We start from the raw sequence: 22880 nt of genomic DNA on the forward strand, positions 1-22880 counted from the left end.
ACTGCCCGCGACCTTCGCAAATCCATTTTCGGGCAACTGGGGCACCATCAATATGTCTCGTACTTTTGCTGTCGTTTTCTCAACTGCCGTCGCCGCGATTTCCATGACGGGTGCAGCCTCCGCCGGCTGCTACAATTGCTACGCACCGCCGCCGTGCACGACCTGCTATCAGCAGCAATACGTTCCGCCGCAATACCGCACTGTCGACGAGACAGTGATGGTGTCGCCGGGCTCCGTCGTCGCGCACCGCACGCCGGCGCAGTACCGCACCGTGATGGTGCCGCAGACCGTGATGGTGGCGCCGCCCGCCGTCCAGTACGAGCGTATCCCGCCGCAATACGCCACGCGCCAGCGCGTCGAGATGGTGTCGCCGGGCTATTCCTATTACGCGCCCGTGCAGCCGGCTTGCGGCCATTGCGGCTACTGAGCCGACGCGGGTCACACCAAGCGCAACAAGCCAACGATTGCGCGGCGTCATCAGGGCGCCGCGTTTTCTTTTGCGGCAAGCCAAACACAGCCCGGGCATGGAGGCGAACCCAACCGGGCCTCCCAGTCGCGAGTGTCCTGGGTCGCTAGTCCTGCCTGAGGCGAGGAACAGGCTGACGCGCGCCCGACAGATCCGTTCCCCGACAAAGCTTCCAGGCCCGCAGCCAACTTCGCGTTGCCTTGCGCTGTCGACTGCGTTAAGCGACAGCCATTCCGGACTTGGAAGGGTGGCCGAGTGGTTTAAGGCACCGGTCTTGAAAACCGGCGTGCCCGCAAGGGTACCGTGGGTTCGAATCCCACCCCTTCCGCCAGTATATTGTTCTCCACTGTTCGCAGTCGTTCGAACTCCACAGCAAAATCAGTGGCTTACGCCGAAGAGCTGTACTTCGCGGTTCCCCGGTGTTCCCCTTAATCGGCTCGCTGACCGTAGCTTTAGACCGTGGGTTCGGAGGACGGTTTCCTGGAGGAATAATGGCTGGAAAACTCAAACCACTCGACGTCGATCGCCAAACCAAGCCCGGCAAATACGCCGACGGCGGTGGGCTTTATTTGATCGTTACAGGACCAACTTCGAAAAGCTGGTCGTACCGGTTCTGGAAGGATGGCAAGGAGCGTTGGCACGGTCTTGGCTCCTTGAAGGATGTGTCGTTAAAGGACGCGCGACTGGCACGCGATGCTGCGCGGCTGCGCGTGAAGGGGGATCGCAGCACCGCCGGCGTGGACATCGTGCAGGAGCGGCGACAGGCGCGCGAAGAGGCGAAAGCCGTCGAGGCCAAGGTCGTCATGCCAACGTTCGAGGAGTGCGCGGAAGCTTACATCCGGGCGAACTGGTCGACCTGGAGCAAGAAGCATCGCGATCAGTGGCCGTCTTCTCTCAAGCGCTACGCTTATTCCACCATCGGCAAGCTGACGATCCCGGAGATCAAGCCGAGCCACATCCACGATTTGCTGAAGCCAATCTGGGTGGAAAAACGGGAGACCGCGAACCGGGTCCGCGGCCGGATCGAAACGATTATCGCGAAGAACGTCGATATCGACGATCCAGACTTTCGTAATCCGGCGGAGTTGACGAGGCAATTGCGCGAGAAGCTGCCGAAGCGCGCCAAGCGGGTTGTCCGCCATCATCCGGCTTTGCCTTACAGCGAGGCGCCAGCGTTCATGAAACTCCTTGCTGGCGCACCCGGAATAGCCGCCGCAATGCTACGCTTCTTAATTTTCACAGCTTGCCGGACGAACGAGGCGGTCGAAGCGCGCTGGTTGGAGATCGATCGTCCAAGCTCGACTTGGAAGATCCCGGGAGAGCGAATGAAGATGGACCAAGACCACTACGCTCCTTTGACGAATCCCGCGTTGGCGGTCCTCGATGAGATGCGAGACGGCCGTCAAGGCGAACTGATCTTCACAAATCCCGAAGGCGGGACATTCTCCGAGAACGCGATGCTCGCGGTACTCGATCGTCTTGGCTACGGGCACGTGACAGTGCACGGTTTCCGGTCGACCTTCGCAACTTGGGCTGAGGAATGCACCGATTATCCGGACGGCGTACGCGAGGCCGCGTTGGCTCACAAGTACAAGAGTGAAACCACTGCAGCTTATCAGCGAGGCCAAAAGTTGGAGAAGCGCCGGGCGTTGATGAAGGATTGGGCCACGTTTCTGAACGGCGCCAGCGTGGCCCAATTGGATGACCGGAGGACAGGGTAGGGCGCCCGCTCTGCTCCAAGAAGCTGACATTGCAAGCGTTCGGCAAATGGTCGGCTGAGGGCCAAGAAGAGACTCATGCGCCACAGCAGATCAACACCTCTATTCGATCACCTCGTCGGCGCTGGCGAGCAGCGTCGGCGGCACGGTGAGATTGAGCGCCTTTGCTGTATTCAGGTTGATGATCAGTTGGAATTTGGTCGGCAACTGCACCGGCAGATCGGCGGGCGAGGCACCGCGAAGTATCTTATCCACGTAGGATGCGGAGCGTCGAAAGAGGTCCTCGATATCTGGCGCATAAGAAATCAGGGAACCGCTTTGAGAGATGCCGGCAACCACCGGGATACGAAACTGCAGCGCCTTTTCGTTAATCAGGACCCGATTTACGGTTAAAAAGGCATCGCTCATCAGAACGAGGCCGTCGTCTCGATCCCTTGTTGCGAACGCCTCCTCGATGTCGGCAACGTTGCCAACCGGCAGTGGGATCGGCGTCACGTCGGCGGCCCTTGCCGCCGCTTCGAATGGCTTCCAGTAATAGTCAAAATAGGTAGCAATCGCCGGATTGAACATGAGCCAGCCCGCTTTGTGCGAGGAGCTACCTCTTTCAGGAGCTCAAGCCATTTTCCCCCGATCGAACCCTCGACATTGATAAAGCCGGTAATATTGCCGCCGGGTCGGGGTAGGCTGGCCACGAAGCCACTACCGACCGGATCGGAAACGGTCACAAAGACCACCGGGATAATGCTCGTTTCGCGCTGCATGGCCGCAGTGGCGGATGTGGAGGTAGTCAGGATTACATCGGGGTTGAGGCCAACCAATTCCTTCGCGAAGGCTCGGTTTCTGTCGGCGTCTCCCGCTCCATAACGAAAGTCGATTGTGACGTCGCGATCCGGCGTCCAGCCCAAATCGGCGAGCACCTTCAAAAAAGCGGCAACACGGCGTTGGGTGGCCGGATCATCCTCGGCGAATCCTATGAGAGCTCCGATCCGCCGCATGCGCTTCGCCGCCTGCTGCGCACGCGCGACAAACGGCCAAGTCGCCGCTGCGCTACCGAGCGCCATGATGAACTTGCGCCGTTGCATGCGCCTCCCTGAGGGCAGGTCTCGTCCAGTGCCTAGAGCCTAGCACTTTGGAGAAGGGGGCGCGGTGAGAAATGGCCCCCAACCGGCCTCAGACGCAATTAGGCGCGATGTCTCAGATGGGTCAACGGCGCCGTTTTGACCAGCGGTGCTTTACGCCCGACCCCGGACATCTCGCCGCAACGCAAAGGAAGCGAAGGGCCACAAGGCGACATGGCGATGTACGTCCGTACTAAATCTGCGCTCTACGAAGGCTGCTGGCCATGTCCTCTGCCCATGCCGGATTATGGGTTCTAAGCGGTGTCAGTACGTCGTCGGGCTGTGTTACATCGCCGGCCATCTGGCGCGCGCAGCGTCGTGCTTCGTCCCACTTTCCCAGCTGCGCATAGCAGCAGACGAGCACTTCCAGGCTGGTTCGCCAATTCGGCCGGACTTGTAGAGCGCGCGCTGCTGTTTCCAGAGCAGCTTCGGCGCGTCCGGAGAAGAGCCTTGCCAGCGCAAGAATGTTGAACCAGACGAAATTCTGGGGATCGTAAGAGCTCAATCGGACCCCATATTCAAGTGGTGCGATTGCTTCCGACGAACGTCCGCCGAACAGGAGAGCCATTCCCAAGACGAGATGCCCCAGAGCAAAGCTGGGGCTGATTTCAATCGCTTTTCTGGCGGCGCTAATCGACTGCTCGAACTGGCCTGCATACGCGCTGACGATCGCAAGCGAGTAGTGTGCATAGGGGTTTCGTTCGTCCAGCCGAACCGCCTTTAAAGCCGCTTCCATGCCCTCCTGCAAATCGGCAGCACGATTGTCGGACCAGCCATAAGCAACCAGGCCAGCGCTGACCCGACCGAGCCAAAGATGCCCTTCTGGAAGTTCGGGATCGAGACTAGCGGCCTGACGAAATAGCTCTCGGGCTTTCAGATGATTCTCGTTAGTGACCTGATGAAAATGCCAGGTCCCACGCCTTACTATGTCCCAGGCTGTAATGTTACCGGTATGTCGAGCCGCTGCTTGCGCGCCTTCCGTTTTGAGCAGCTCCGGTTCGATAGCACCCGCTACGCGTTCTGCAATTTCGTCTTGAATTGCAAACACCTCGGTCAATTCGAGGTCATAGCGCTCAGCCCAGATGTGCTTTGCTGATGTGGCCTCTATCAGCTGTGCAGAAATCCGGATCTTCTGAGCGGACCTGCGGATGCTTCCCTCGATTAAATACTCAACGCCGAGCTCCTGCGCGATCTGCTTTGCGTCAAGCGATTTGTGCTTGTAGGTAAAGCTTGAGTTGCGTGCGATGACGAAAAGCCAGCGAAACCGCGTCAGTGCCGTAATGATATCCTCGGTGATACCATCGGCGAGATATTCTTGTTCCTTTTCGCCACTCAAATTCAGGAACGGCAGAACAGCAATCGAAGGCCGATGCTCAGCCGCGAACGTCTTCGCCTCAGCGATCTGTTGCATTGGCTCCGTCGCCGGCCCGACGAACCGATAGCCGACCCGTGGAACCGTGGTGATCCAATCTCCCCCTTCTGCAGTAGGCCCTAGTTGCTTTCTCAGCGCGGCGATCTGAACCGAAAGGTTGCTCTCCTCGACCGCCGTGTCGCCCCAGGCCGCCTGCATCAATTCGTCTTTTGTCAGCACTCGACCGGGTGAGCCAAGCAGCGCCTCAAGCAACCGAAAACCTTTGCTGCTGATTGCTACGGGCCGGCCCTCTCGAAAAAGGACTCCTCGTTGCAGATCAATAGCAAACGGGCCGAAGGCGAAATCTGTAGACATGCCGCGAGACTAGCTGGTTTTGCAAACTTTCGGAACATTTCGGCCTGGCGTTCAAGACTTTTCGGAAGCTGATGACGAAATTTACGCGCGTGGATCTGTTCACCAAAGGAGGGTTCGATGACGGTCCTTGAAGCCACACAAAGCAACAGCAATGCGATTGCTGCAGCGCAGAAAGCCTCGGTCGTCAAGAGTGGCGCGGGCTACCGCGCAGAGCAAGGCAGCGATTACCAGCCCGGAGTGAGTGCAGAAACAGTGGGCTCACAATCGCTCTGGCTCGGGATGATCACGCTTCCGGCCGGGCAGCGAACGCTGGCACATGTGCACGAGTGTCACGAAACCGCGCTCTACATGCTCAGCGGCGATGAGATGGAATTGTGGACCGGCGACCAACTTCAGCATCGCGACACCGTGCGTCCGGGGGATTACATCTTCATTCCCGCAAACATGCTGCACGTTGCTGTGAACCGAAGCGCACAACCGGCCGTGTTCATTGGCTCACGCAACGAAGCGACGGCACAGGAAAGTGTCGTCCTACGACCTGAGATGGACCGTAAAGTACCGTAGTAACCTCTTCAGGCTCCGCTGGATCAGATCCAGCGGGGCTGGTGCAGAAGAGAATGTCGGCTCAGGGTCAATCGCGTCGGTTTGACCCTGTCAATGCCGGGTCCGGTTTAGCTCTCATCGCCGACATCGACGCGCGGGCCGAGTTTGTCGCGATGGGCCAACAGCGGAAGTCCGGATTCGCGCGCGGGGGCGAGGCCTACCTATCAATGGGCGAGAATGTGCGCACGACCTCATACATGCCCGGCTCAAATTTCGCGATGGTGAGCGCCTCTTCGAGAAAGGGTAACGGTCCAGGATCCTGGCGCATGGCCTCATAGTCTTCCGCGCTGCGCCACTGCGCATACATGGTCACCTTCGTGCCGTCGAGGCTCCGATGAAGGGTCGAGGAAACAAAGCCAGGTGCCCGGCTGACTAATTCATCGGTCGCGCGCGCAAGCAAATCGAGGAGCCGGTCCTGGTTGGCTGGATTTACTGTGAAGACATTTATTAGGCTGATCATGCCGGTTCGGTCCTCTCTTTTGTTGCCTGATGCCTTGCCTATCACGAGGGGGAGTTCCAATAGGACCGTCACCATTTCAGCCTCGCGCCGGATCGACCGCCCGAGGTCGTTGCTGGACGCAAATGACGCGCCCCGCGGGATACCGTAGCGATGGGCCAGAAGGAGACATTGCCGGCGGTCGGCTAGTGGGCGTCCGGAGTGTTGGCTCGTTCCGGCGGTGTGACAAATCTTCCCGCACCGCTCCATTGCTCCAAATTTAGCAAGATCAAACTCTCGCCAACTGCAGCGCGGCCTCAACGCCGCCTTCCAGGATCCGCTCTGCTTGGATGGTGTCGGGGACGGCCCGCGCAAACTGCAAGGTGCCCACCATGAGGCCGAAGATGGCCGTCGCGCGCCGGTGCTTTTTGACGGAATCTCTGCCGGGAAGCAGTGCGGCCAGGGCCATGACGTAGCTATGCAGTGCTTTCTCGTAATCTCGCCGGGTGGACAGGGGTTGACGGGCGATTTCCGGAAGCAACGCCGCGGAGGGACACCCGTCCGCGGCGCCTTCAAGGTGGGCGCGGTTCAGATATCGGCGGATCGTGCCTTCGAGATCGATGCCCTTAAGCTGATCTTGCTCAAGGCATAGCTGCTGCTCACCCAGCGCTCTGCCCAGCGCTTCGCGAACAAGCGTGTCCTTGGACTTGAAGTGCGGAGAGAAGGCTCCTTTAGTGAGGCCGGCCTCGCCCATAATCCCCGCAATTCCCGTGGCGGAGATGCCGTCCCGGCGCATGCACTTCGATGCCACGCCGACAATATGCCGTCGTGTCTCCGCCTTGTGACCCTTCTCGAAGCGCATTTTCTCTCAGCTCCACCAATACCCGGCATCCGCTATGGATCATGGCGCTAGATCGCGATTGGCCCGGTACCAAAAACGCCTTCGATCTTGCGTGCAAGGGCCAGAAGCGTCCGGTCGCTACCTAGCGAAGCATCAAGCTCCAGGCCAATTGGCAGTCCGGCGCGAGACAGGCCGACGGGAAGACTGATACCCGGCAACCCCACGCTGCTCGCCGACACGGTGTGGTTCGCCAAAGCTAGGTAGCTAACTTCCTGCCTCGCAATATGGACAGTCGTCTGCTCCTCGATCAAAGGCGCTGTGCAGGGTGTGGTCGGTTGCAGAATGACCAGCGCCCCATGAGAGACGAACGCCCTGTTGAGCCGACGCTGGATTTCCGGCCGGCTCACATCGAGCGCCGTGTGATAGGCTTCTGCCGAGGTAGCGCCTGCGCCACCTGGTAGTACAATATGCCCCCACGCCTGCCGAAGTTGGGGCTTAAGGCCCTCGTAAATGGCCTCGAAGGTGGTCGGAATGTCCTGGCGGCGAAGAAATTCCGAGATTGCGCCCATCGTCTCATGAGCGAAGATGCCCCACGTCGCGGTTTGGACGAGGGCATTGAAATCGTCGCCAAGGTCTACTTCAACGATCTCGGCGCCAGCGTCCTGCAGCCGCCGCACCACCTCGCGGAAGCGGGTCTCGATTTCCGGGTCCACCAGATCCAAGAACTGTCGCGGCGCGAAGGCCAGCCTCGCTCCCTTCAGGCCGTTGCCGCCGTTGGTCGGCTGGACGACCGCTTGTTCACCCGTCATAACCTGATCGAGCAAAATGCAGTCCTCGACGCTTCGCGCGAATGCGCCCGTCGTATCGAGCGTATGGGAGATCGGAGCAACGCCATCGCGCGGCCAACGTCCGGTAGTTGGCTTGAATCCCACGACACCACAGAACGATGCGGGCACCCGGATTGACCCAACGGTGTCACCGCCCAGCGACGCCGGAACGAGGCCGGCGGCCACCGCTGCGGCGGAGCCGCTAGAGGAGCCCCCTGACATGTGATCCCGCGCGTGCGGATTCTTCACCTGACCATAACGTGCGTTGTGACCGGTCAAGCCGTAAGACATCTCGACAAGGTTGTTCTTGCCGAAGATCAACGCGCCCGCCTCCTTAATGGCCCGGACAGCGTCGGCATCTTCGCGGGGCACAAAATGAGCCAGACTTTCGATCCCCAGACTAGTGGGTAGCCCTTTCGTCAAATAACTGTCCTTCACCCCAAGCGGCATGCCAAGCAGCGGGGCCGTCGATCCGGCCGCACGCAACTTGTCTGCGGCCCGAGCGGCCGCCAGAACCTCCGCCTCGTCGATGGTGATGAAGGCGTTCAGTTCGGCAAGCGCTCGGGCGCGCTGTAAAAGGGCCGCAGTGTAGGCCTCGGAGGTGATGTCGCCGCTGCAAACCGCTGTTGCAGCGATTGCGAGCCCAAGCGAGCTGACATCTGCGGTTTGTAGTGATGAGGCAGTGGTCGTGTCGTCCATGGAAATCCTCGCCAGGAGCTGTTTGGCGGCACCCGGCCGCCGCCCAACAGCGGTCCAGCTCAATGCCATTACGGTCATAATATAAAATTACGAACGTAATTCAATGATGATGGCGACCAGCTAGGACACAAGCGCGTGAAGTGTCGACGGACAATTGCGGGCAATGATTGGTTCAGTGACTTCTGCATTGGGTCAATCGCGACGATTTGGCTCGGTTTAAGTTAGGTCGGGTCTGCCCCTGACAGCCGACATATCCTCGGCCGTAGGATGAGGCAGCGATGGGCCAATTCCAGACGTTCATCTTTCTTGGGTCGAGGCGTAGTATCATATCGTTCGATTTGGCTTTTCTAGCGTTGGTGGCCGCCTCATGAAATTGTATTTCGCCCCCGGCTCATCATCCCTCCTCCCGCACATCGTCCTTCACGAAGCGGCGATCCCTTTCGAGCCCATCAAGATCGACGAACACACTAAAGCCATCTCGGGCGGTGGCGACTACAGAACCGTGAACCCTCTGGGCTACGTACCCGCTCTATTGCTTGACGACGGAACGTTGCTCACGGAAGGAGCGGCGATCGTCCAATACGTTGCCGACCTTGTTCCGGGAAAGAAGCTCGCTCCACCGAACGGCACGATCGACCGCGTAAGACTACAAGCGTGGCTCAATTTCTTCGCGAGCGAGATGCACAAGGGTGGTTTCTCGCCGCTATTCTATAAGGGAATGCCAGAGCAAGGCCGAGATGTTTTCCGCGCTCGTCTGAGGGCTCGTTTCACCCATCTCGATGGGCATCTTTCATCGAACGAATATCTGATGGGACGTGACTATTCGGTGGCAGATGCGCATTTTTTTGTAATATCGAACTGGGCAAGTTGGGTGGATTTCGATCTATCGTCGTATAGCGCCGTGGTCGCGCATCGCCAGCGAGTAGGGTCTCGCCCTGCCGTTGTTACTGCCCTGACAGCCGAAGGACTTGTGCCTTGGCCGGCCAAGCAGCCTCATTGAGGCTGCACCCTGAAGGTCAGCTTCGGGTCAAAATGCGAAGAACTCAGGTTGAGCAAATGTGGTCTGATCTTCCGTGATAAGCGGACCTCCGCCACGCCCTGCGCAACTTCGCAGACGGACAAACACCCGAGGATCCCGTCCAGCCAACTTTGGGTCAGGTCATGTACCGCTCTGCGAGCGTGGGCTGCATTGCGCTGTTTCGAAAGAGTTTAATCTGCGCGTCCGTAAGTTCGCTAAACAATGCGGGATTAGCAAGTGCGGGGATACAAACGACCTCTCGGCGAGAAAGAGCCGACAGCGAAGCGGTGACGACGTCTTCGGCCGTCATCGCAGGGGGAAGCTTGCTGGTGTCGATGCCATGCGCGACATGAAATTCAGTGCTGACCCGGCCCGGCAGACAAGCCTGGACATCGACTCCGGTGCCTTCAAGTTCGCCTGCCAGCGCCTGAGTGAAGGCCAAAATAAAGGCCTTTGCGCCAGCATAGGTTGCGCGCGATGGCAGCGGGTCTGGCGGCAGCACTGCACTGATGGCAAGCAGGGACGCCACGTTAATGATTGCACCTTTGCGTCGTCGAAGCATCCCCGGCAGAGCCGCTCGCGAAAGTCGAGCAACCGCACGCACATGAATGTCGACGAGGTCGTCAATGACCTCAGGATCAATTGACACAAACGGCCGATAACCCGCAAAGCCTGCATTGTTGATCAGCAGGCTAAGCGCTTCGTCGCTACCGGCCAGCGTCTCGACTCTGGCCAAATCCTGCTTGTCGGTTAGATCGGCGCAAACGACCTCGGCAGCTATGCCATTTCCTCTCTTCAGTCTTTCCGCCAGATCAATAAGTCGGTCGCGCCGACGCGCCACGAGAATGAGATCATAGCCTTCACGCGCCAGTCGTTCCGCGTACATCATCCCAATTCCGGACGATGCACCGGTGATAAGAGCCCGGCGACCACTTGAAACGGCATCGGACATTGCAACCTCCCTAGTCAAGGTCGCAAAAATGTACGCGAAACTTTAGATATTTAACAGCCTTCGTGTCACCGCTTTGTCCGCCCGGGGTCAACGGGCTCTCGGCAGCCAACGTGCCCTTGGCTGGGTCATATGCCGGAATCGGATATCGCCGCGCTCTGGGCTGAGGTAAGCCACGGGCCAAGAAGAGAAGTGCGATCTAACCGCTCGTCGCAGCGCGATAGTGCTTGCCTCGCTCGCCCTTCTAGCCACAGTGCTTATGGGTCACAAGCCGGCATCCCGTCACTCTAAGACCTGCGTCTGCTTCCACCCAAAAGCCGACACCTCCGCGCTCCGTGATTGTGAGACGCTGCTTCGCGGCCATGACCGTAGATTTCAACCGTAGCTGTCAAGCAAAGCCGAAAAAGAGCGAACACAAACAAAGCGATCTGGAGGAGGGAGTATCCGCTGCAGAACATATTCGGCGTCAAGTTACCCGCTCAGCCCTGCTTGGAAATCATTCGCGAATTCCGTGACATATGAGAAGGCAATAGTTGTTCGCATATACCGAAGCAAGAAAAGCTGTAGAGTCTCAAAGGCTTGATCTTCAATTCGCTTGCAGGTCGCGCGTGTTGGTCGATTGGGGGCCTGTTACCAAGGCAAATAACGTTAAGTTCGTAAGAAAGGAGCTGCGCTTGGCGCCGTCCGAATGTTCAGTCGTGAAATGCTGAACAACTGGGAACACGGCAATGGCTTCTATGAAGGGTGAAGGCGAGCGCGCGGTAATCGCTACTGTCAACGAGACTATGTTTGCGCTGAAAATCGGTCGCGCGAAGCTCTACGAGTTGTTGAACTCGAACGCATTGGAAAGCTATCGCGAAGGAGCTTCAAGAAAGATCACTTGGAGCAGCATCGACGCGTATATTGAGCGCCGATTGGGCGAAGAATCCAAGCGCCGGGGCGCTGAGTAGTCATGCAGCCCGAGATTGGATTTTTCGCATTAGTGACGCAATCAAGCCGGCGTATGGGCGCCGCAATGAGGCAGCTGCCTTTCCCTAGCGGAGAGAGGAGGAGTTTCATCCGCTTACGCCCTTATTTGGGCGAAGGTCGCATCATTGAATTTCAACGAACTCTGATCTCGCTCCCCAAACCAACCTTCGGGGCGCACAATGCGGGATAGGATCGAAACGCGAAGGGCCGCCCTTGAGCAAGGCGGCCCCGAGACGAGCGTCATAGGAAAAAGCAATCAGGAGCCTAACCAGATCGGTAGCGCCATTCAAGCTCCGAATGATTTACTCACGAAATGGCGGCTGTTGCAGGCCATTGTGACGGATTCCGCGCTTGATCCGGTGAGCAAGCTCGTTGCCACCAGACTGCTTGATCATTGCAACACGAAGACGGGACGTTGTGACCCCTCCTACCAAACGATTGCGGACGCAATTGGCTACTCCCGGCGTCACGTCATTCGCGCCATCCAACGTCTCGCGTCCGCTGGTTGGGTCCAGGTGAACCATCGCGGGCGAGGCCGCCAGGCTCGCTCCAATCAGTTCTCATTTTCGTGGCAGCGGGCTGACGGAGGATTCCTCTCGGCCGTGAAACCGGCAAAGATGAGCCAGGGTGCGCCATCAGCCCGCACCATAAAACCAGGTGATGCCGAGGTGGTGACACCCATGACACCGGCTGGTGACAATTGGGTCACCATACCGAGTGACAAGGGCGTCACCACCCGAGACGCTGCCGTCACTACTGGCGTGACACCCATGTCACCTGAAACAAGGAATTCAAACCAGGAAGAGCTAATCCAGGAACCCAAACAGGCGCGGCAAAGCCGTCCCACTCCGGCCGCCATCTTGTTCGGAGAATGCCGCAGCTATTTAGAGACATCAGCCAGTCTGTCGGCAGACCAAGCGCGTCGATTGCTGGGCAAATGGCGCCAAAAGCACATGGACTCCGTAATTATTGATGCGATTAGCAGGGCGATGCGGCACGAAGCTCAGGACCCCGTGGCCTTTATCACGGCCTGTTTGACCCGCTCCTCGTCTCCGTCCCATTCCCTCGGCGCAATGTCGGCGATTGCTGCGATTGAGAGGTACGAAACATGAGTCCGATGGAAAAGATCACCTTGGAGCACACAAGCCGATCCCCTGAGGCCCTTCTCGATCTCTCGAGGTCGCTTGATGATGTGACTGGACAGCTAGGATGGTGGGATCAGGGCGTCGGAGCCGGCAAACGCCTGCTGCTCCAAGCAGAAAACCTGATCAAAGAGGCCGAATGCTATGCGTCAGCCGTAGACATCGGTGCCGCTGTTCGGGAGCTGAAAGAGCAAAGCCGGCCTGCATCGCAGACCGAAGTCAAGCGCCAGCTCCAGATCTTGATCGGCTCTTTTCCAAACGCCCCGAAACACGACCTTCAACTTTATGGGACGGCGATGGTCGAAGACGTTCTAGAGGAGCGACCTTCGATTTTGGCTTTGTCGAACGCCTGTCGCACTATTCGTCGGACTTCTCGCTTCCTTCCGACCATCTCGGAGGTGCTTGGGGTGTTGGAGAATGAGATGTCGCGCCAGTTTGACCGAATCGAAGCCGCCCAAGAGTTCGAAAGGCGGATCGGCCTAGCCAAGTGCGCATTTGAGGAAGCTCGCAAGAAGATCGATGCGGCATTTGAGTTTCAGGTTCAAATAGCGTGCCGGCAGCTTCGCTGGGGAAATAACACCGCGTTCTTGCCACAGGAGGTCTTGGACGAGGCGAGAAAACGAGCGGGCGGATTGAAGTGAACGTCGGGCGTTAGAGTGGGCCCATTCCCAGACTGAAGGCGGAAAGGGCGGAGCTATGCCCGCCTAGGCAAAGTAGGGGTTCACAGGATGCGCGGACAGCGGGCGGGCTAGGCAGGCGAGTCACCCTTGGGACGCAGAGACTGCTGGTGAGACACCTCGAAAATTGGCAGGTGTCTCACTGCTGCGGCTCGCAAATGACGGAAGATACCCGCGCCTAACGTCGAGGTACGCTCGAAAAACAGCATTACCGGGGTGATTTGCATCGAATTCGGCTGACGAGACACCCGAGTCACCGCGCACGCCAAATGAGACAGGTCGTCTCAGGCATCGCTCGCGCGAAAACCCGAGCTGTGAGAAAGACTTAGCGTGAGACACCCAGCCGATGAGACACTCAGCTGATGAGACACCGCTGCGGTGACGAAGACTGCGATAAGAACAGGGGGTCCAAGCAACTTGGTATCTATGGCGGCTTGGCGACACAGCTGGCGGAGCGGCCCCAACAACCCTCGAAGCATACCTATCTTGAGCGGTTCAAGTTGCCTAACGCCTCAACGTTTTGGCGGCTTATCCGATCTGTCCGCAAAGATCTGTTGGAACTTCACTTCCAATGCTTGCGATACGTGCCAGAGCGTCAAAATGGTGGCGTTGCGGACCCCAAGCTCGAGGCCACTCACGTACGCTCGATCAACGCCTAGACGATCAGCCAATTCGGCCTGCGACAATCCCGCCGAAATGCGGAGCCGCCTAACATTGCCTCCTACCAGCTTCCGTACATCGCCTGCCATGGACACAATGCGGCAGAGCGTGTATTAAAATGCGACGCATTATAATGCTCGGCACAAGCTTATGAGCCTGCCAATAACAACCAATGATCCCAGCGCCAGCTGTAGCAACGCGAATGCTCGACTAGCTCAGCGCAATGAGAGCCTCGAACGCAAGGTTCGGGACCATCGCTCTTTTTGGATTTTAGCAATCGCAATTGTTCCGTCTCTGGTCCTGATCTTATTCCACAGCGTTCGGAGTCGAGAGGTCTGGGAAGGAGCGAATCGTTGCCAGACCCTCAGATGGATGGCTCACGCAGCCCATTCAAATCTCAGTATCGAAACAGACGAAAAGACCATAAACGCGGTAAACTCCCTTGATATCGCACTGTTAGATTGCACACCCTACGATTTCGGCGACGCCCCTGAAGACGAATGATCTGCGCACCTGAGCTTCGGATATGAAATTCAAGGCTGAACAGCATTTCCGAATGGCAGACACGTTGCTTGAAAAAGCACTTGCTCTGACGGACATGAGCCATGCTGCCAAACTTGTGGCAATGGCCCGAACCTTCCGCAGACTCGCAGTGAGGGCTTACATGGCCACCGACGCTGATATGAAGCGGCGAGATTGGAGCAAATATAGCGGGGAGGCTATGCTCCCTGGTCTCATCGATCCGCCTTCGCCATGGGACTCGTTGCTTGAGTGGCAGAGGTATGCAGCGGACCTCGACAAAATGCCCCCTTCGAAGACAATGAGGTTGCTCCTCGAGGAAGCGGAAGAGACCATCGTCCGGAAGAAGCTGGGACTGCTTTGATTAGATCGAGGGGCGGCGCGTTGGTTGCACCCCATTCGCGTCCGGACTGTGGCTGCAGGGCGAAGCGCTGCTCGCCGAGCTTAGTTGCGACAGCAGGGTAGGGGGAAGCAAAGAGTCCTTCGACGGAACGGGGCTCCTCCATGCCAAGCAGCTAAGGGGGCTGATTGGGTTGATCTTTTAGACCAAAATCCAAATCGCAGGATGAATCGCGACGGTGCCAAGCTACGGTTCTGCCGACGGCCAAGTGAGATAGTGAATGACACAGGTCCAATCGTTGTCATGGAGTGACCGCCCGTTTCGGCAGCATTGGCGAACGCGCTTGGCGCAAAGTGCCCGATCCACTCTATGGCTGGACCATCACGAGTCCATCAGGCCAGCTATTGAATCGCGCGGCCGATCGCCGATGCGGTCCTCACGTTCAAGAGCAAACAGATCGGCACAGTGCAGATCGTCGGTACGCGTCGACCGCGGCGGACCTCGCACCACCGAGAACCAAGGTGTCACGGCCCGTAACGTCAACCAGGCGCTGACCGACATCTTCGCGCAGGACCGTGAGACCGCTGTCGCGCTTCACGAGGCTTGCCGGGCCCAAGACAACCTCGCGCCGTCAGCGGCAGACGCGGACGTCATGGTTGGCCTTCATCAGCCGAGCCAATGGGGCGCGCCTGAAGATGTTCCGCTGCCAGCTAACAAACGAATTGGTGGCGCCGATTCGGTCCGCCTCGCAGCCTCAGGTGATACCTTTGAGCATCCGCTCCCGTTTCTCGATTCGAGCGAATTAGGCGGACCACTTAGGCCGGGAGATGCAAGCTTGCCCCAAGCTAAAATAGACAAAATGCAAGCCGTTAACCAATTTGGGCTATGGAACAGCTTGCAGTTTCCTGCTCTTGTTTGGCTATGAATTACCCTCGCGCGCCCATCACCGAAGCAGTCGTCGAGATGAGGTTTGGCCGCCAAATCGACCGCGAAACCATTGAAAAAGCAACATCTTTGATTGCTGGCGACTTCTTTTACAACGAGGAAGAGCAGATCTTCAATATTGCGATGGATGCTGATGTCGTTGGCAAGCCGCCGAAGGTCAAGACGGAGTGGTTGGGCCGTAAGCTCAGTTCGCTTGAAAGGACCGACTTGGTCTTTTTCCGCCAATCGTCATTTGTCTGTAGTCGCCTTGCGCCCTATATGGGGTGGGACAATTTCCGAGAAATAATGGGAACGGCTTGGACGGCTCTAAGAAAGCACTACTCCCAGCCTCTCGATGTCACCCGAGTCGGGTTGCGATACGTGAACAGGATCGATATCCCTGTGCAGGAAGGCGATTCGATCGACATCGATGACTATCTGAACTTCGCTCCGCGCTCGCCGCAGGCGTTTGAGCTTCCCATGCTTGGATATGTGGTCCAGACCCAGCGGCAGATTGACGTCGAGAACGATTTATACTTAAGCCTACTGTCCAGTGCTGTGCCGTCGCCGCTAATAAACACGGCCTCTTTCTCGCTCGACCTTGACGTGTATCGTGAAAAGAATATTCCTAAGCGGGATGATGAGCTGTGGTCGCTGATCGAGCGGATGCGCAGCCACAAGAATTTTGTTTTCGAGGCTTGTATTACCGAGAGCGCCAGAGAACTATTTCGATGACCACTTTGCAACCAGCCATCGGCCGTAGAGCATTTGCAACGCCGTACGTCCCGTCATTGGCAGTTGGCGCGGTGTCGAAGGTGATCGAGGGACAAATCGAAAATCTTCAGAAGCCGTCACCAACGTTCGCGAGCCAAGGAACGGCCACGTTACCGCGGACTTCACTTGATGAGCGGCTGTTCGACGTTCTGGCGCAATTTAAAATACGCACCTCGCAGGTTGCGATGCATCTGAATCGTGACTGGCGCACGCGATTATTTGGTCAGTTCGACAGCTTGCTGAACGTTGAGGACTGGGAGCCTCTTGATCGGCCGCCCACGATCGAATCGTTCGCAACGTTTCTCCGTCTGCTCGTTTTCCTGAAGCCGCAGCGGCGGCCTGGTCTCGGAGCGACGGCGACGGGTGAGCTAATAGCAAGTTGGACAAATGGCAACGACCGGTTGACGATCGAGTGTCTGCCACAGGATCTGGTCAGGTGGACAGTGTCAGTGACCATCAACGAGGAGCGCGAGCGCGCGGCGGGTATTACGCCAGTCTCTCGACTGCCGGCCGTTCTGGCGCCTTACGGCCCCGATCGCTGGTTTGCTGATGCCAATCACGTACCTGCCTGAGACGGATCACTGCGTCCGCTATGTTCCTTGGGCGCGTTTGCGCAAGGACGAGGACGACAATGTTATCGGCATCTACGGCGCGGCCTTTCGGTTGAGAGAGAACGAGGAATATCTGTCGGCGACGTGGGCTGAATTCTTTCAGGGCGCGACCCATGATGACAGGATTGTTGCAACGGTGCGGGCAATCCGGGCCAGTAACCTGGATGTCCGACCAAAGAGCGGATTCGCCGTTGGTCGCGTCGATGGAATCAAGCGGGCCTGCCTGGATGATCCGAAGAAGCACAAGATTCGCTTCATTCACGAGGCTGAGCCGGACAATCCCGGGCATGCCGCGTTGCGGGGCTGGCCCAAGGACAATGATGACCTTCTGAACATGCTCGCCGAGGAGGTGTGGTGCGATGCTGTACTGAACGTCGACATTCCCGCGTAAGCCATTCGCCGCCGCCATCGCCGATACCGAGTGACCGGATCAGAGCCTAAAAATGGCTTGAGCCGCCAACGAAGCTACCCACTCAAAATGGTCGAATGCCTCAGCTTCGTTGCGACCATACGCAAACAACTTAATGTTTAAAGCCCACGGCTGATCTATGTCGAAGAGGAGCTTCAATCGCTCGACAATGAGCTGTATTTCATGTGGCAGGATCTGTGCCTGCCCCTCGACTTCCTCTTTGAAGGCTGCTGCAATTCGATGAGCGACGCCTATCAGAGCGTCCTTCGATCCGTTTTGTTCGAGGTCTCTTAGAACTACATCTGTGTAAGAGCTAACCTGCCTTGGCAGGTGAGAATAGCTGCTTTCGAAGGAGCCGCGTTCGCAGCCAATTGACATGATCGTGGAACCTGGGCGGTTTATTGCAATCAGCAGCTCCTGATACGCTGGGCTATCGGCGACCTCAGGGATGGTCTTCACAAGCTCCGGCTTGTCGGCGAGATCGACAAATCCGTGATTTATGCTTCCGTCAGGACGATGGTTCGGAAAATAAGGGGCTAATCCACGTGGGCCGGTCTCATCATCATAGGCGATGATTATGCCGGGCTCTCGGTGGATTAGTCCACTGTTTGGTTCAGGTGAAGTGTCGTTGATCATTTCTTCGCCTTCAGCCCGAGCTCGACCAGACGGCAGATGATCTCATTCCTCATTCACCTGCGTTCTCCGGATCAGCGTCGGTGAATAATGGTAATCCCTGCTAGGTAATTACGGCAGTGCATATCAGGTCTTGTCCCAGCGAAGTCGCCAAATGTGAATTTAAATGCTTCGCCAATTCAGTCCGATAGAATAGGTTTTCCTGATCTGACAGTCCTCTAAAGCTACTGCCATCCTTGGCGATTACAGCATGGATCGAGGCGATCACGCCGTGCGCGTTCTCGTGATCTTTCATGGGCACAATGGCAACCGACGCTGTTGAAGACTCAAGTGATCCAGGGAAGATCCTCGATTTGTGAGCAACGTTTCCGAACTCGAACAATGGATTGTCACGCTTGAGTTCGAGTCCGAGCGGCTCGGCTGCGAACGCGGCGGCAACGGCACGCACAACCTGGTCGCGGGTATTTGGAGCAAGAATCGAGCACGCAACCAGGTTCGTGGCAACTGGAAGTGCCGCGGGCAGATTAGCGGCAGAGGGGAGCGCAACACCTTTTCCTGGCTCGCGCTGTGCAAGATACGTTTGGATCTGCTTGCGGGTGTTCTCGTCGGCAATTAACCCGGTGTCGATCAGAAATCTCAAGTTTGTGGCAGCCTTATCAGGATCATTTGTTTTAACGACCTCCAATATCCTCGCCGCCTCTGATTTTGTCTGTTCGAGCCGTAAGGCTTCGCGGGCTTGATCGGCATTCAACTTTTGAGCACTAGCCGATCGTTCGCGCTCAAGCTGAGACTGCCTATCGCTGCTGATGAGAGTCACGCCTGCATTGCCAAATGCGGCAGCGGCGGCCGCGAGAACAGCGATTACCAAAGGATTGATCCATCGCGATCGATCAAGCTCCTCGCGCTTCAGGCTAAGCTCGTCACGGCGCAAACTTTCCTCGGCCCGCCATTTCTCACGTTCGAAATCTAATCGAGCCTGGTCCAGATCGTGCTTTGGGGGCTGTTGCTTCATGAGGGATTATTTTCTTAGGTACCCTAGTCCAGATACGACGACCTTGACATGTTTGCTTCCGATGTGCCGACCGTTTGCCTCACCGAACCGCCTCCTTAGGGCAGGGGAAAACTGATCGAAAGCTTCAGATTATACGTCGGCAGTTGCTCTTTTTGTTGCAGCCATTCATCGGTTAGCCAGAGCTGATCAATTATCAATTGCATGCAGCTAGGTTCCTCAGCCTGAGCTGACTGATGGGCTAGGAGGTGTTTGCGGTGTAGCGCGGCGGATAGGGATGGTGATAGGCGGTTCAATAAGGTGGGGCTTTAGCTCTTCTCTTGGGAGGTACCGCGGGCCCGATCCTGAAGCATTTAGCTTCCATTCTGCTCGATCAGGAATCTGGGTCAGTCCGACTGGAAATAGTCTGATCTCTGCATCGGTGATCCGCATCCGTACGAAATTCCGGTGGGAATCGCGCCGCATCGAGCTGAACCCATCGTTATGATTGATGCCGAGGAAGCCTGACGACAAGTAGAGGTAAATGCCGAACATCTCGGCCGCGATCATTCCGCCGACCAAGATCAGCTCGGCCGCAAAAAAGATGAAAGCCGTTCGTGGTGAGACGCCCGGGTCAACCAGCGAAAGGTTCAGCTTTGCAAAGGTCCAGGCTAGTTCAAGGGCAACGACCGAGTGCACTACTCCGTTTACAAGCGAGACAAGCCCTATCTTGGGAGAGCTGCCCTCCTGATGCCTCGTGTAGCCGTAGAAGCCGCCGGCCAATACCAAGAGGCTCACGTACCAGGCATCACTAGGAAAGTGGACGGCGACGAGCCCCAATAGCCAATAGGCGGTACCCAACACGAAGCCGAAGCCAGGATTATAGAGAGGGAAAAGGAAATTCCCCGCAAGCATAGCCATGCTATCGGAGCGAGTCGGGTAGCAAGCCTCTTGAGACACGCCCGCCTTGTCCTTCGAGGTCGCGAGCTTGAGGGTCTTTTCAAAGCCGTTGGCCCAGCTAATGCCGTCTGCGTCGCGATCGACATTGATTGTGTGCGCAAGCTGGTGGGTAGGGTGAAGAAATGCTCCGCCGCCTCCCGAGGTGACGAACTGCGTCCCATTCTTGTCGCCCTCGTACCGGCTATAGTGGTGCGTGTCGCCCGAGATCACGAGCGGAATCTTCACACCCGAGCAGTGGTTGATCGCGATGTTCGCCAGGTAGTCCATTATTTTGAGCGAGCCGTTCCCGGCAATCCGGGTATAGAGCCAACCTGGCTCGGGTCCACAGAGGATGATATTAGAGTTCGGCGCCATGTCCTTCGCGATCGCGACGAAATAGTCCTTCTGCGGCTGGTCCATATCGTCGTCGAGCTGGGAATCCATCCCCCAAATCCACCACGTTTGCGTGAGCTGAAGTGCGAAATAACTACGTCGTTGATGCGTACGCCAGCCGCCCAAATGGAGGTGCTCCTTGCGACTGAACAGCGCAAGAAAAACCACCAGGCCATCGTACCAGTCGTGATTGCCGGGGATGGCGTAGACAGGAGGGCCCTTGATTAGTCCGGGATGTGGATCGGGGAACGCCCAGCCATAGGGCGTGATCAGCTTGTCGTGGTATGCCTCCGATGATGCTGTCGGGTACACCTCATCGCCGCCCATGACGAGCAACTGGCCTCGTGGAAGCGTTTGGTCATCCACCAACAGAGTGTCACGGGCCAGCAGGGAAGCGATGGCATAGGTCGAGTCAAAACCGTCTCCAAGGTCCGCCACCCAGTCGATCCAAAGGGCGCCGTCTTGATCCGGCGTGAAGGTCCATAACTCCTCGTTGTCGCCACCGGGCATGAACTGCCTGGCGCGTTCGACCAGCTCTTCCGGCTTCACCGGGTCGAGGGCCGCCACGATCAGCCGACGGTCTGCATACTGGCCGAATAGATCCGAGACGATCACGCGCCAGAGCAGCTTGAGCAGCAAGGATGGGCCGAACCAACCCGTCATGTGGGGGAGTTCGGCTGGGGACTTATCTGGTTTGGTTATCATCGGACGCTCCCTTCAGAGTAGAATATCGAGATCCCGCTCGCTTTGGGCGGGAGAAAGGGATTTCCACCGATATTTCCGCCGGTGATCGCTTCGATCGGTATTGTGGGAGGGCGGGTCAGGGGGCGCCACTAAACCGAAGCCCAGGACCTCCGATAATCCTTCACATGATCAGAGGCCCCGGGTTTGCTGTTGACTGCAAGCATCGGAGTTTGCAGTTGACTGCAAATCCTAAGCCGGTGGGGTGGGCGGGAACGGGATACGGAGGGGGTTTTGGTGTTGGCCGATTTGACGAAGGTTCTGAAGGCGATTGACGAATTCGATAAGCTCGGACGCGATGGCTTTCTGACGAAGTACGGCTTTGGGAAATCGCATCGATATTTCGTCCGACACAAAGCCAAGCCCTATGACAGCAAGGCCATTGCTGGCGTCGCTCACGGGCGCCTAGGGAAAGGATTTCTAACATGGGGGCCAGCGGATTTCTTCGGGGACGCAAAGACCGTCGCTAAACGTCTTTGGCAGCCGGGTTTCACCGTCAGCAACTGTTCAGTCTCGCATCCAGTCGGTATCCCCTTCGAGGTTGGAAGGCTCTATCACCGCAAGAGAGACAAGTTCGGCGACGAAGGCTTCCAACTCCCGGTTAAGCCGATCACCATCTGCACCATGATAAATTTGCCGATGGCACGTCGAACAAACAGCTCCTACCGACGTGGGATGGGCCGGCCCACCATCGGCCACGCGCTTAATGTGGCGAGGCTCGGACTGCCGTCCTTTCTTAGAAAAGGCGCCGCCATTTTGCAGGATTCGCAAACGCCGTTCGCCCGCTTCAGCACGTTCGCCTTGACCTTGAAGCTTCGCGCGTAATAGGTGCGTTGAGACTCCTTCGAAGGGTTTTCGGCGTGACAGCCGCCGTTATGGCCAGAGCCCTTAACTCCGCGAGCGACTCTCTTTGAGAGTAACCTTTTCTTCGCTCGCTTCTGGCGCAGGTGCGGCCTCAGATATGGGAACGAGCTCGAAGACAATCGCTTTTCGCAATTTGCCTTCGCGATCTGGCGCGTTTTTCATTTCCCAGCCGGCGAACGCGAAACACTCCACATAGCGGTAGTTGCCCTTCGATTTGGTGGCTTCGAACAGGAGAAGGTCTCGGCCGTCGGCCAGATGATCGCGAATGGCTCGGTTACCGCGAATAAATTCCATGTCCCCGCTCTAACTCTTGCCGGTATAGGCGAAGTTGCCGTCAGATTGCCAACCATCAGAATAGCCAAGCTGCTCCTCCGATTCCCCGGTGAAGCGGAAGACGAAGGAGCAATCGCTGGGCGTGGCGATGCCGCCGCGCTCCTATCCGCCGAACGCAACTTGAGCCCGTAAGCTCGAGCGATACAAGGGGCCGTGCCGGGCGGGCGGGAGCCGTGTTTGACCCGCAACGATGCAGGAGAAGGATCACCGCTCCTCCAAACCAGATCGGCCAAGACATTAGACGTTCTCCGGTTTTCGGTACGCCATCCGTGGTTTGAATGATTAACTACGGTCGCGAGCTACAAGCCAGGTGAGCTAGAAGCCGATCCGAGACCGCCAATGCGCAGGTTGGCACGCTTTGCGGCGAAAGTCGGTCTTGGCCCGATGGCGAAGATCGCGATGGTGTGCGACACGTCAGCTATCGAGGCTCGACCGGACACAGCGGAAATGCCGCCCAACGACGCTAATGACCCATGGCGGTCGTCTTGCCACCGCATCGGCACTGTGAAACAATGTGAGGTTGAAGAAAAAGGAAGCGATACGAGACGCTGTGCGCACCGGCG

Annotated in this window: 24 protein-coding genes and 1 tRNA gene; 13 read left to right on the forward strand and 12 right to left on the reverse strand. The window is 57.5% G+C overall.

Going from position 1 to position 22880, the window contains the following annotated elements:
- Positions 1-103 precede the first annotated feature (103 nt).
- The 3 genes from XH89_RS19675 to XH89_RS19685 all read left to right on the forward strand — a co-directional run bounded on the left by XH89_RS19675 (position 104) and on the right by XH89_RS19685 (position 2187).
- Positions 104-427, forward strand: coding sequence for a hypothetical protein (locus tag XH89_RS19675; protein ID WP_194462114.1), 324 nt, complete (start codon positions 104-106; stop codon positions 425-427).
- Positions 428-707: 280 nt separating this feature from the next.
- Positions 708-797 (forward strand) — tRNA-Ser (locus XH89_RS19680).
- A gap of 160 nt (positions 798-957) precedes the next feature.
- The gene (locus XH89_RS19685; RefSeq protein ID WP_194462115.1) at positions 958-2187 is read left to right on the forward strand and encodes an integrase arm-type DNA-binding domain-containing protein; all 1230 of its coding nucleotides are present in this window, start codon (positions 958-960) and stop codon (positions 2185-2187) included.
- Between the two features lie 99 nt (positions 2188-2286).
- Here XH89_RS19685 and XH89_RS41860 read toward each other — a convergent pair whose 3' ends face one another.
- From XH89_RS41860 to XH89_RS19700, 3 genes are all read right to left on the reverse strand, one after another.
- A complete protein-coding gene (locus tag XH89_RS41860; protein ID WP_256439955.1) occupies positions 2287-2679 on the reverse strand; it encodes an ABC transporter substrate binding protein in 393 nt (130 codons plus the stop codon).
- Positions 2676-3266 (reverse strand): ABC transporter substrate-binding protein, encoded by a 591-nt coding sequence (locus tag XH89_RS41865; RefSeq protein WP_194462117.1) that lies wholly within the window; start codon positions 3264-3266, stop codon positions 2676-2678. Before XH89_RS41865 ends, XH89_RS41860 begins: the two co-directional genes overlap by 4 nt.
- 229 nt (positions 3267-3495) lie before the next feature.
- Complete coding sequence (locus XH89_RS19700; protein ID WP_194462118.1) at positions 3496-5028, reverse strand: winged helix-turn-helix domain-containing protein; 1533 nt, start codon at positions 5026-5028, stop codon at positions 3496-3498.
- 117 nt (positions 5029-5145) lie between these two features.
- On the opposite strand from XH89_RS19700, the gene XH89_RS19705 reads away from it, so the two are divergent.
- On the forward strand, positions 5146-5592 hold the full coding sequence (locus XH89_RS19705) for a cupin domain-containing protein (protein ID WP_194462119.1): 447 nt from the start codon (positions 5146-5148) through the stop codon (positions 5590-5592).
- Positions 5593-5788: 196 nt separating this feature from the next.
- On the opposite strand, the gene XH89_RS19710 is transcribed toward XH89_RS19705, so the two are convergent.
- From XH89_RS19710 to XH89_RS19720, 3 genes are all read right to left on the reverse strand, one after another.
- Positions 5789-6166 (reverse strand): antibiotic biosynthesis monooxygenase, encoded by a 378-nt coding sequence (locus XH89_RS19710; RefSeq protein ID WP_246767562.1) that lies wholly within the window; start codon positions 6164-6166, stop codon positions 5789-5791.
- 190 nt (positions 6167-6356) lie between these two features.
- Positions 6357-6929 carry a TetR/AcrR family transcriptional regulator gene (locus XH89_RS19715; RefSeq protein WP_194462120.1) on the reverse strand — a complete coding sequence of 191 codons (573 nt, stop codon included), beginning with the start codon at positions 6927-6929 and terminating at the stop codon, positions 6357-6359.
- 47 nt (positions 6930-6976) lie between these two features.
- Complete coding sequence (locus XH89_RS19720) at positions 6977-8434, reverse strand: amidase family protein (RefSeq protein ID WP_194462121.1); 1458 nt, start codon at positions 8432-8434, stop codon at positions 6977-6979.
- Positions 8435-8801: 367 nt separating this feature from the next.
- Here XH89_RS19720 and gstA point away from each other — a divergent pair, with 367 nt between their 5' ends.
- Positions 8802-9434, forward strand: coding sequence for a glutathione transferase GstA (gene gstA, locus XH89_RS19725; protein ID WP_194462122.1), 633 nt, complete (start codon positions 8802-8804; stop codon positions 9432-9434).
- Between the two features lie 154 nt (positions 9435-9588).
- Here gstA and XH89_RS19730 read toward each other — a convergent pair whose 3' ends face one another.
- Entirely contained in the window at positions 9589-10404 is an 816-nt protein-coding gene (locus tag XH89_RS19730) for an SDR family oxidoreductase (protein WP_194462123.1), read from the reverse strand.
- 725 nt (positions 10405-11129) lie between these two features.
- Here XH89_RS19730 and XH89_RS19735 point away from each other — a divergent pair.
- The 3 genes from XH89_RS19735 to XH89_RS19745 all read left to right on the forward strand — a co-directional run bounded on the left by XH89_RS19735 (position 11130) and on the right by XH89_RS19745 (position 13153).
- Positions 11130-11351, forward strand: coding sequence for a helix-turn-helix domain-containing protein (locus XH89_RS19735; protein ID WP_194462124.1), 222 nt, complete (start codon positions 11130-11132; stop codon positions 11349-11351).
- Positions 11352-11549: 198 nt separating this feature from the next.
- A complete protein-coding gene (locus XH89_RS19740; RefSeq protein WP_194462125.1) occupies positions 11550-12482 on the forward strand; it encodes a helix-turn-helix domain-containing protein in 933 nt (310 codons plus the stop codon).
- 5 nt (positions 12483-12487) lie between these two features.
- Positions 12488-13153 (forward strand): hypothetical protein, encoded by a 666-nt coding sequence (locus XH89_RS19745; protein WP_194462126.1) that lies wholly within the window; start codon positions 12488-12490, stop codon positions 13151-13153.
- 548 nt (positions 13154-13701) lie between these two features.
- Here the strand turns inward: XH89_RS19745 and XH89_RS19750 are convergent.
- Positions 13702-13938 (reverse strand): helix-turn-helix domain-containing protein, encoded by a 237-nt coding sequence (locus XH89_RS19750; protein ID WP_194462127.1) that lies wholly within the window; start codon positions 13936-13938, stop codon positions 13702-13704.
- Positions 13939-14375: 437 nt separating this feature from the next.
- Here XH89_RS19750 and XH89_RS19755 point away from each other — a divergent pair, with 437 nt between their 5' ends.
- The 4 genes from XH89_RS19755 (at position 14376) to XH89_RS19770 (ending at position 17408) form a co-directional block, all read left to right on the forward strand.
- Complete coding sequence (locus XH89_RS19755; RefSeq protein ID WP_194462128.1) at positions 14376-14732, forward strand: hypothetical protein; 357 nt, start codon at positions 14376-14378, stop codon at positions 14730-14732.
- An 861-nt stretch (positions 14733-15593) separates the two neighbouring features.
- A complete protein-coding gene (locus tag XH89_RS19760; protein WP_194462129.1) occupies positions 15594-16367 on the forward strand; it encodes a TIGR04255 family protein in 774 nt (257 codons plus the stop codon).
- Positions 16364-16978 carry a hypothetical protein gene (locus XH89_RS19765; RefSeq protein WP_194462130.1) on the forward strand — a complete coding sequence of 205 codons (615 nt, stop codon included), beginning with the start codon at positions 16364-16366 and terminating at the stop codon, positions 16976-16978. Before XH89_RS19760 ends, XH89_RS19765 begins: the two co-directional genes overlap by 4 nt.
- A 37-nt stretch (positions 16979-17015) precedes the next feature.
- Positions 17016-17408, forward strand: coding sequence for a hypothetical protein (locus XH89_RS19770; RefSeq protein WP_194462131.1), 393 nt, complete (start codon positions 17016-17018; stop codon positions 17406-17408).
- A gap of 39 nt (positions 17409-17447) precedes the next feature.
- On the opposite strand, the gene XH89_RS19775 is transcribed toward XH89_RS19770, so the two are convergent.
- From XH89_RS19775 to XH89_RS19785, 3 genes are all read right to left on the reverse strand, one after another.
- Positions 17448-18062: a hypothetical protein gene (locus XH89_RS19775; protein ID WP_194462132.1), complete on the reverse strand. Its 615-nt coding sequence runs from the start codon at positions 18060-18062 to the stop codon at positions 17448-17450.
- A gap of 100 nt (positions 18063-18162) precedes the next feature.
- A complete protein-coding gene (locus XH89_RS19780) occupies positions 18163-19071 on the reverse strand; it encodes a hypothetical protein (protein ID WP_194462133.1) in 909 nt (302 codons plus the stop codon).
- A 216-nt stretch (positions 19072-19287) separates the two neighbouring features.
- Entirely contained in the window at positions 19288-21084 is a 1797-nt protein-coding gene (locus tag XH89_RS19785) for a metallophosphoesterase (protein WP_194462134.1), read from the reverse strand.
- Between the two features lie 276 nt (positions 21085-21360).
- Between XH89_RS19785 and XH89_RS19790 the strand changes: the two genes are divergently transcribed.
- On the forward strand, positions 21361-21945 hold the full coding sequence (locus XH89_RS19790) for a hypothetical protein (RefSeq protein ID WP_194462135.1): 585 nt from the start codon (positions 21361-21363) through the stop codon (positions 21943-21945).
- A 63-nt stretch (positions 21946-22008) separates the two neighbouring features.
- Here the strand turns inward: XH89_RS19790 and XH89_RS19795 are convergent, their stop codons facing one another.
- Positions 22009-22278, reverse strand: a complete 270-nt coding sequence (locus XH89_RS19795; RefSeq protein WP_194462136.1) for a hypothetical protein — start codon at positions 22276-22278, stop codon at positions 22009-22011.
- Between the last annotated feature and the right edge of the window lie 602 nt (positions 22279-22880).

Source organism: Bradyrhizobium sp. CCBAU 53340 (genome assembly GCF_015291645.1).
Lineage (GTDB): Bacteria > Pseudomonadota > Alphaproteobacteria > Rhizobiales > Xanthobacteraceae > Bradyrhizobium.

What these genes read in the sequence shown, in the direction of transcription:
- XH89_RS19775 (WP_194462132.1), bottom strand. Translation starts at nt 18,062, where the DNA reads ATGATCAACGACACTTCACCTGAACCAAACAGTGGACTAATCCACCGA.
- XH89_RS19685 (WP_194462115.1), top strand. Translation starts at nt 958, where the DNA reads ATGGCTGGAAAACTCAAACCACTCGACGTCGATCGCCAAACCAAGCCC.
- XH89_RS19720 (WP_194462121.1), bottom strand. Translation starts at nt 8,434, where the DNA reads ATGGACGACACGACCACTGCCTCATCACTACAAACCGCAGATGTCAGC.
- XH89_RS19750 (WP_194462127.1), bottom strand. Translation starts at nt 13,938, where the DNA reads ATGGCAGGCGATGTACGGAAGCTGGTAGGAGGCAATGTTAGGCGGCTC.
- XH89_RS19755 (WP_194462128.1), top strand. Translation starts at nt 14,376, where the DNA reads ATGAAATTCAAGGCTGAACAGCATTTCCGAATGGCAGACACGTTGCTT.
- XH89_RS19700 (WP_194462118.1), bottom strand. Translation starts at nt 5,028, where the DNA reads ATGTCTACAGATTTCGCCTTCGGCCCGTTTGCTATTGATCTGCAACGA.
- XH89_RS19715 (WP_194462120.1), bottom strand. Translation starts at nt 6,929, where the DNA reads ATGCGCTTCGAGAAGGGTCACAAGGCGGAGACACGACGGCATATTGTC.
- XH89_RS41865 (WP_194462117.1), bottom strand. Translation starts at nt 3,266, where the DNA reads ATGCAACGGCGCAAGTTCATCATGGCGCTCGGTAGCGCAGCGGCGACT.
- XH89_RS19735 (WP_194462124.1), top strand. Translation starts at nt 11,130, where the DNA reads ATGGCTTCTATGAAGGGTGAAGGCGAGCGCGCGGTAATCGCTACTGTC.
- gstA (WP_194462122.1), top strand. Translation starts at nt 8,802, where the DNA reads ATGAAATTGTATTTCGCCCCCGGCTCATCATCCCTCCTCCCGCACATC.
- XH89_RS19675 (WP_194462114.1), top strand. Translation starts at nt 104, where the DNA reads ATGACGGGTGCAGCCTCCGCCGGCTGCTACAATTGCTACGCACCGCCG.
- XH89_RS19785 (WP_194462134.1), bottom strand. Translation starts at nt 21,084, where the DNA reads ATGATAACCAAACCAGATAAGTCCCCAGCCGAACTCCCCCACATGACG.
- XH89_RS19765 (WP_194462130.1), top strand. Translation starts at nt 16,364, where the DNA reads ATGACCACTTTGCAACCAGCCATCGGCCGTAGAGCATTTGCAACGCCG.
- XH89_RS19780 (WP_194462133.1), bottom strand. Translation starts at nt 19,071, where the DNA reads ATGAAGCAACAGCCCCCAAAGCACGATCTGGACCAGGCTCGATTAGAT.
- XH89_RS19745 (WP_194462126.1), top strand. Translation starts at nt 12,488, where the DNA reads ATGGAAAAGATCACCTTGGAGCACACAAGCCGATCCCCTGAGGCCCTT.
- XH89_RS19730 (WP_194462123.1), bottom strand. Translation starts at nt 10,404, where the DNA reads ATGTCCGATGCCGTTTCAAGTGGTCGCCGGGCTCTTATCACCGGTGCA.
- XH89_RS19705 (WP_194462119.1), top strand. Translation starts at nt 5,146, where the DNA reads ATGACGGTCCTTGAAGCCACACAAAGCAACAGCAATGCGATTGCTGCA.
- XH89_RS19795 (WP_194462136.1), bottom strand. Translation starts at nt 22,278, where the DNA reads ATGGAATTTATTCGCGGTAACCGAGCCATTCGCGATCATCTGGCCGAC.
- XH89_RS19760 (WP_194462129.1), top strand. Translation starts at nt 15,594, where the DNA reads ATGGAACAGCTTGCAGTTTCCTGCTCTTGTTTGGCTATGAATTACCCT.
- XH89_RS19740 (WP_194462125.1), top strand. Translation starts at nt 11,550, where the DNA reads ATGCGGGATAGGATCGAAACGCGAAGGGCCGCCCTTGAGCAAGGCGGC.
- XH89_RS19710 (WP_246767562.1), bottom strand. Translation starts at nt 6,166, where the DNA reads ATGGTGACGGTCCTATTGGAACTCCCCCTCGTGATAGGCAAGGCATCA.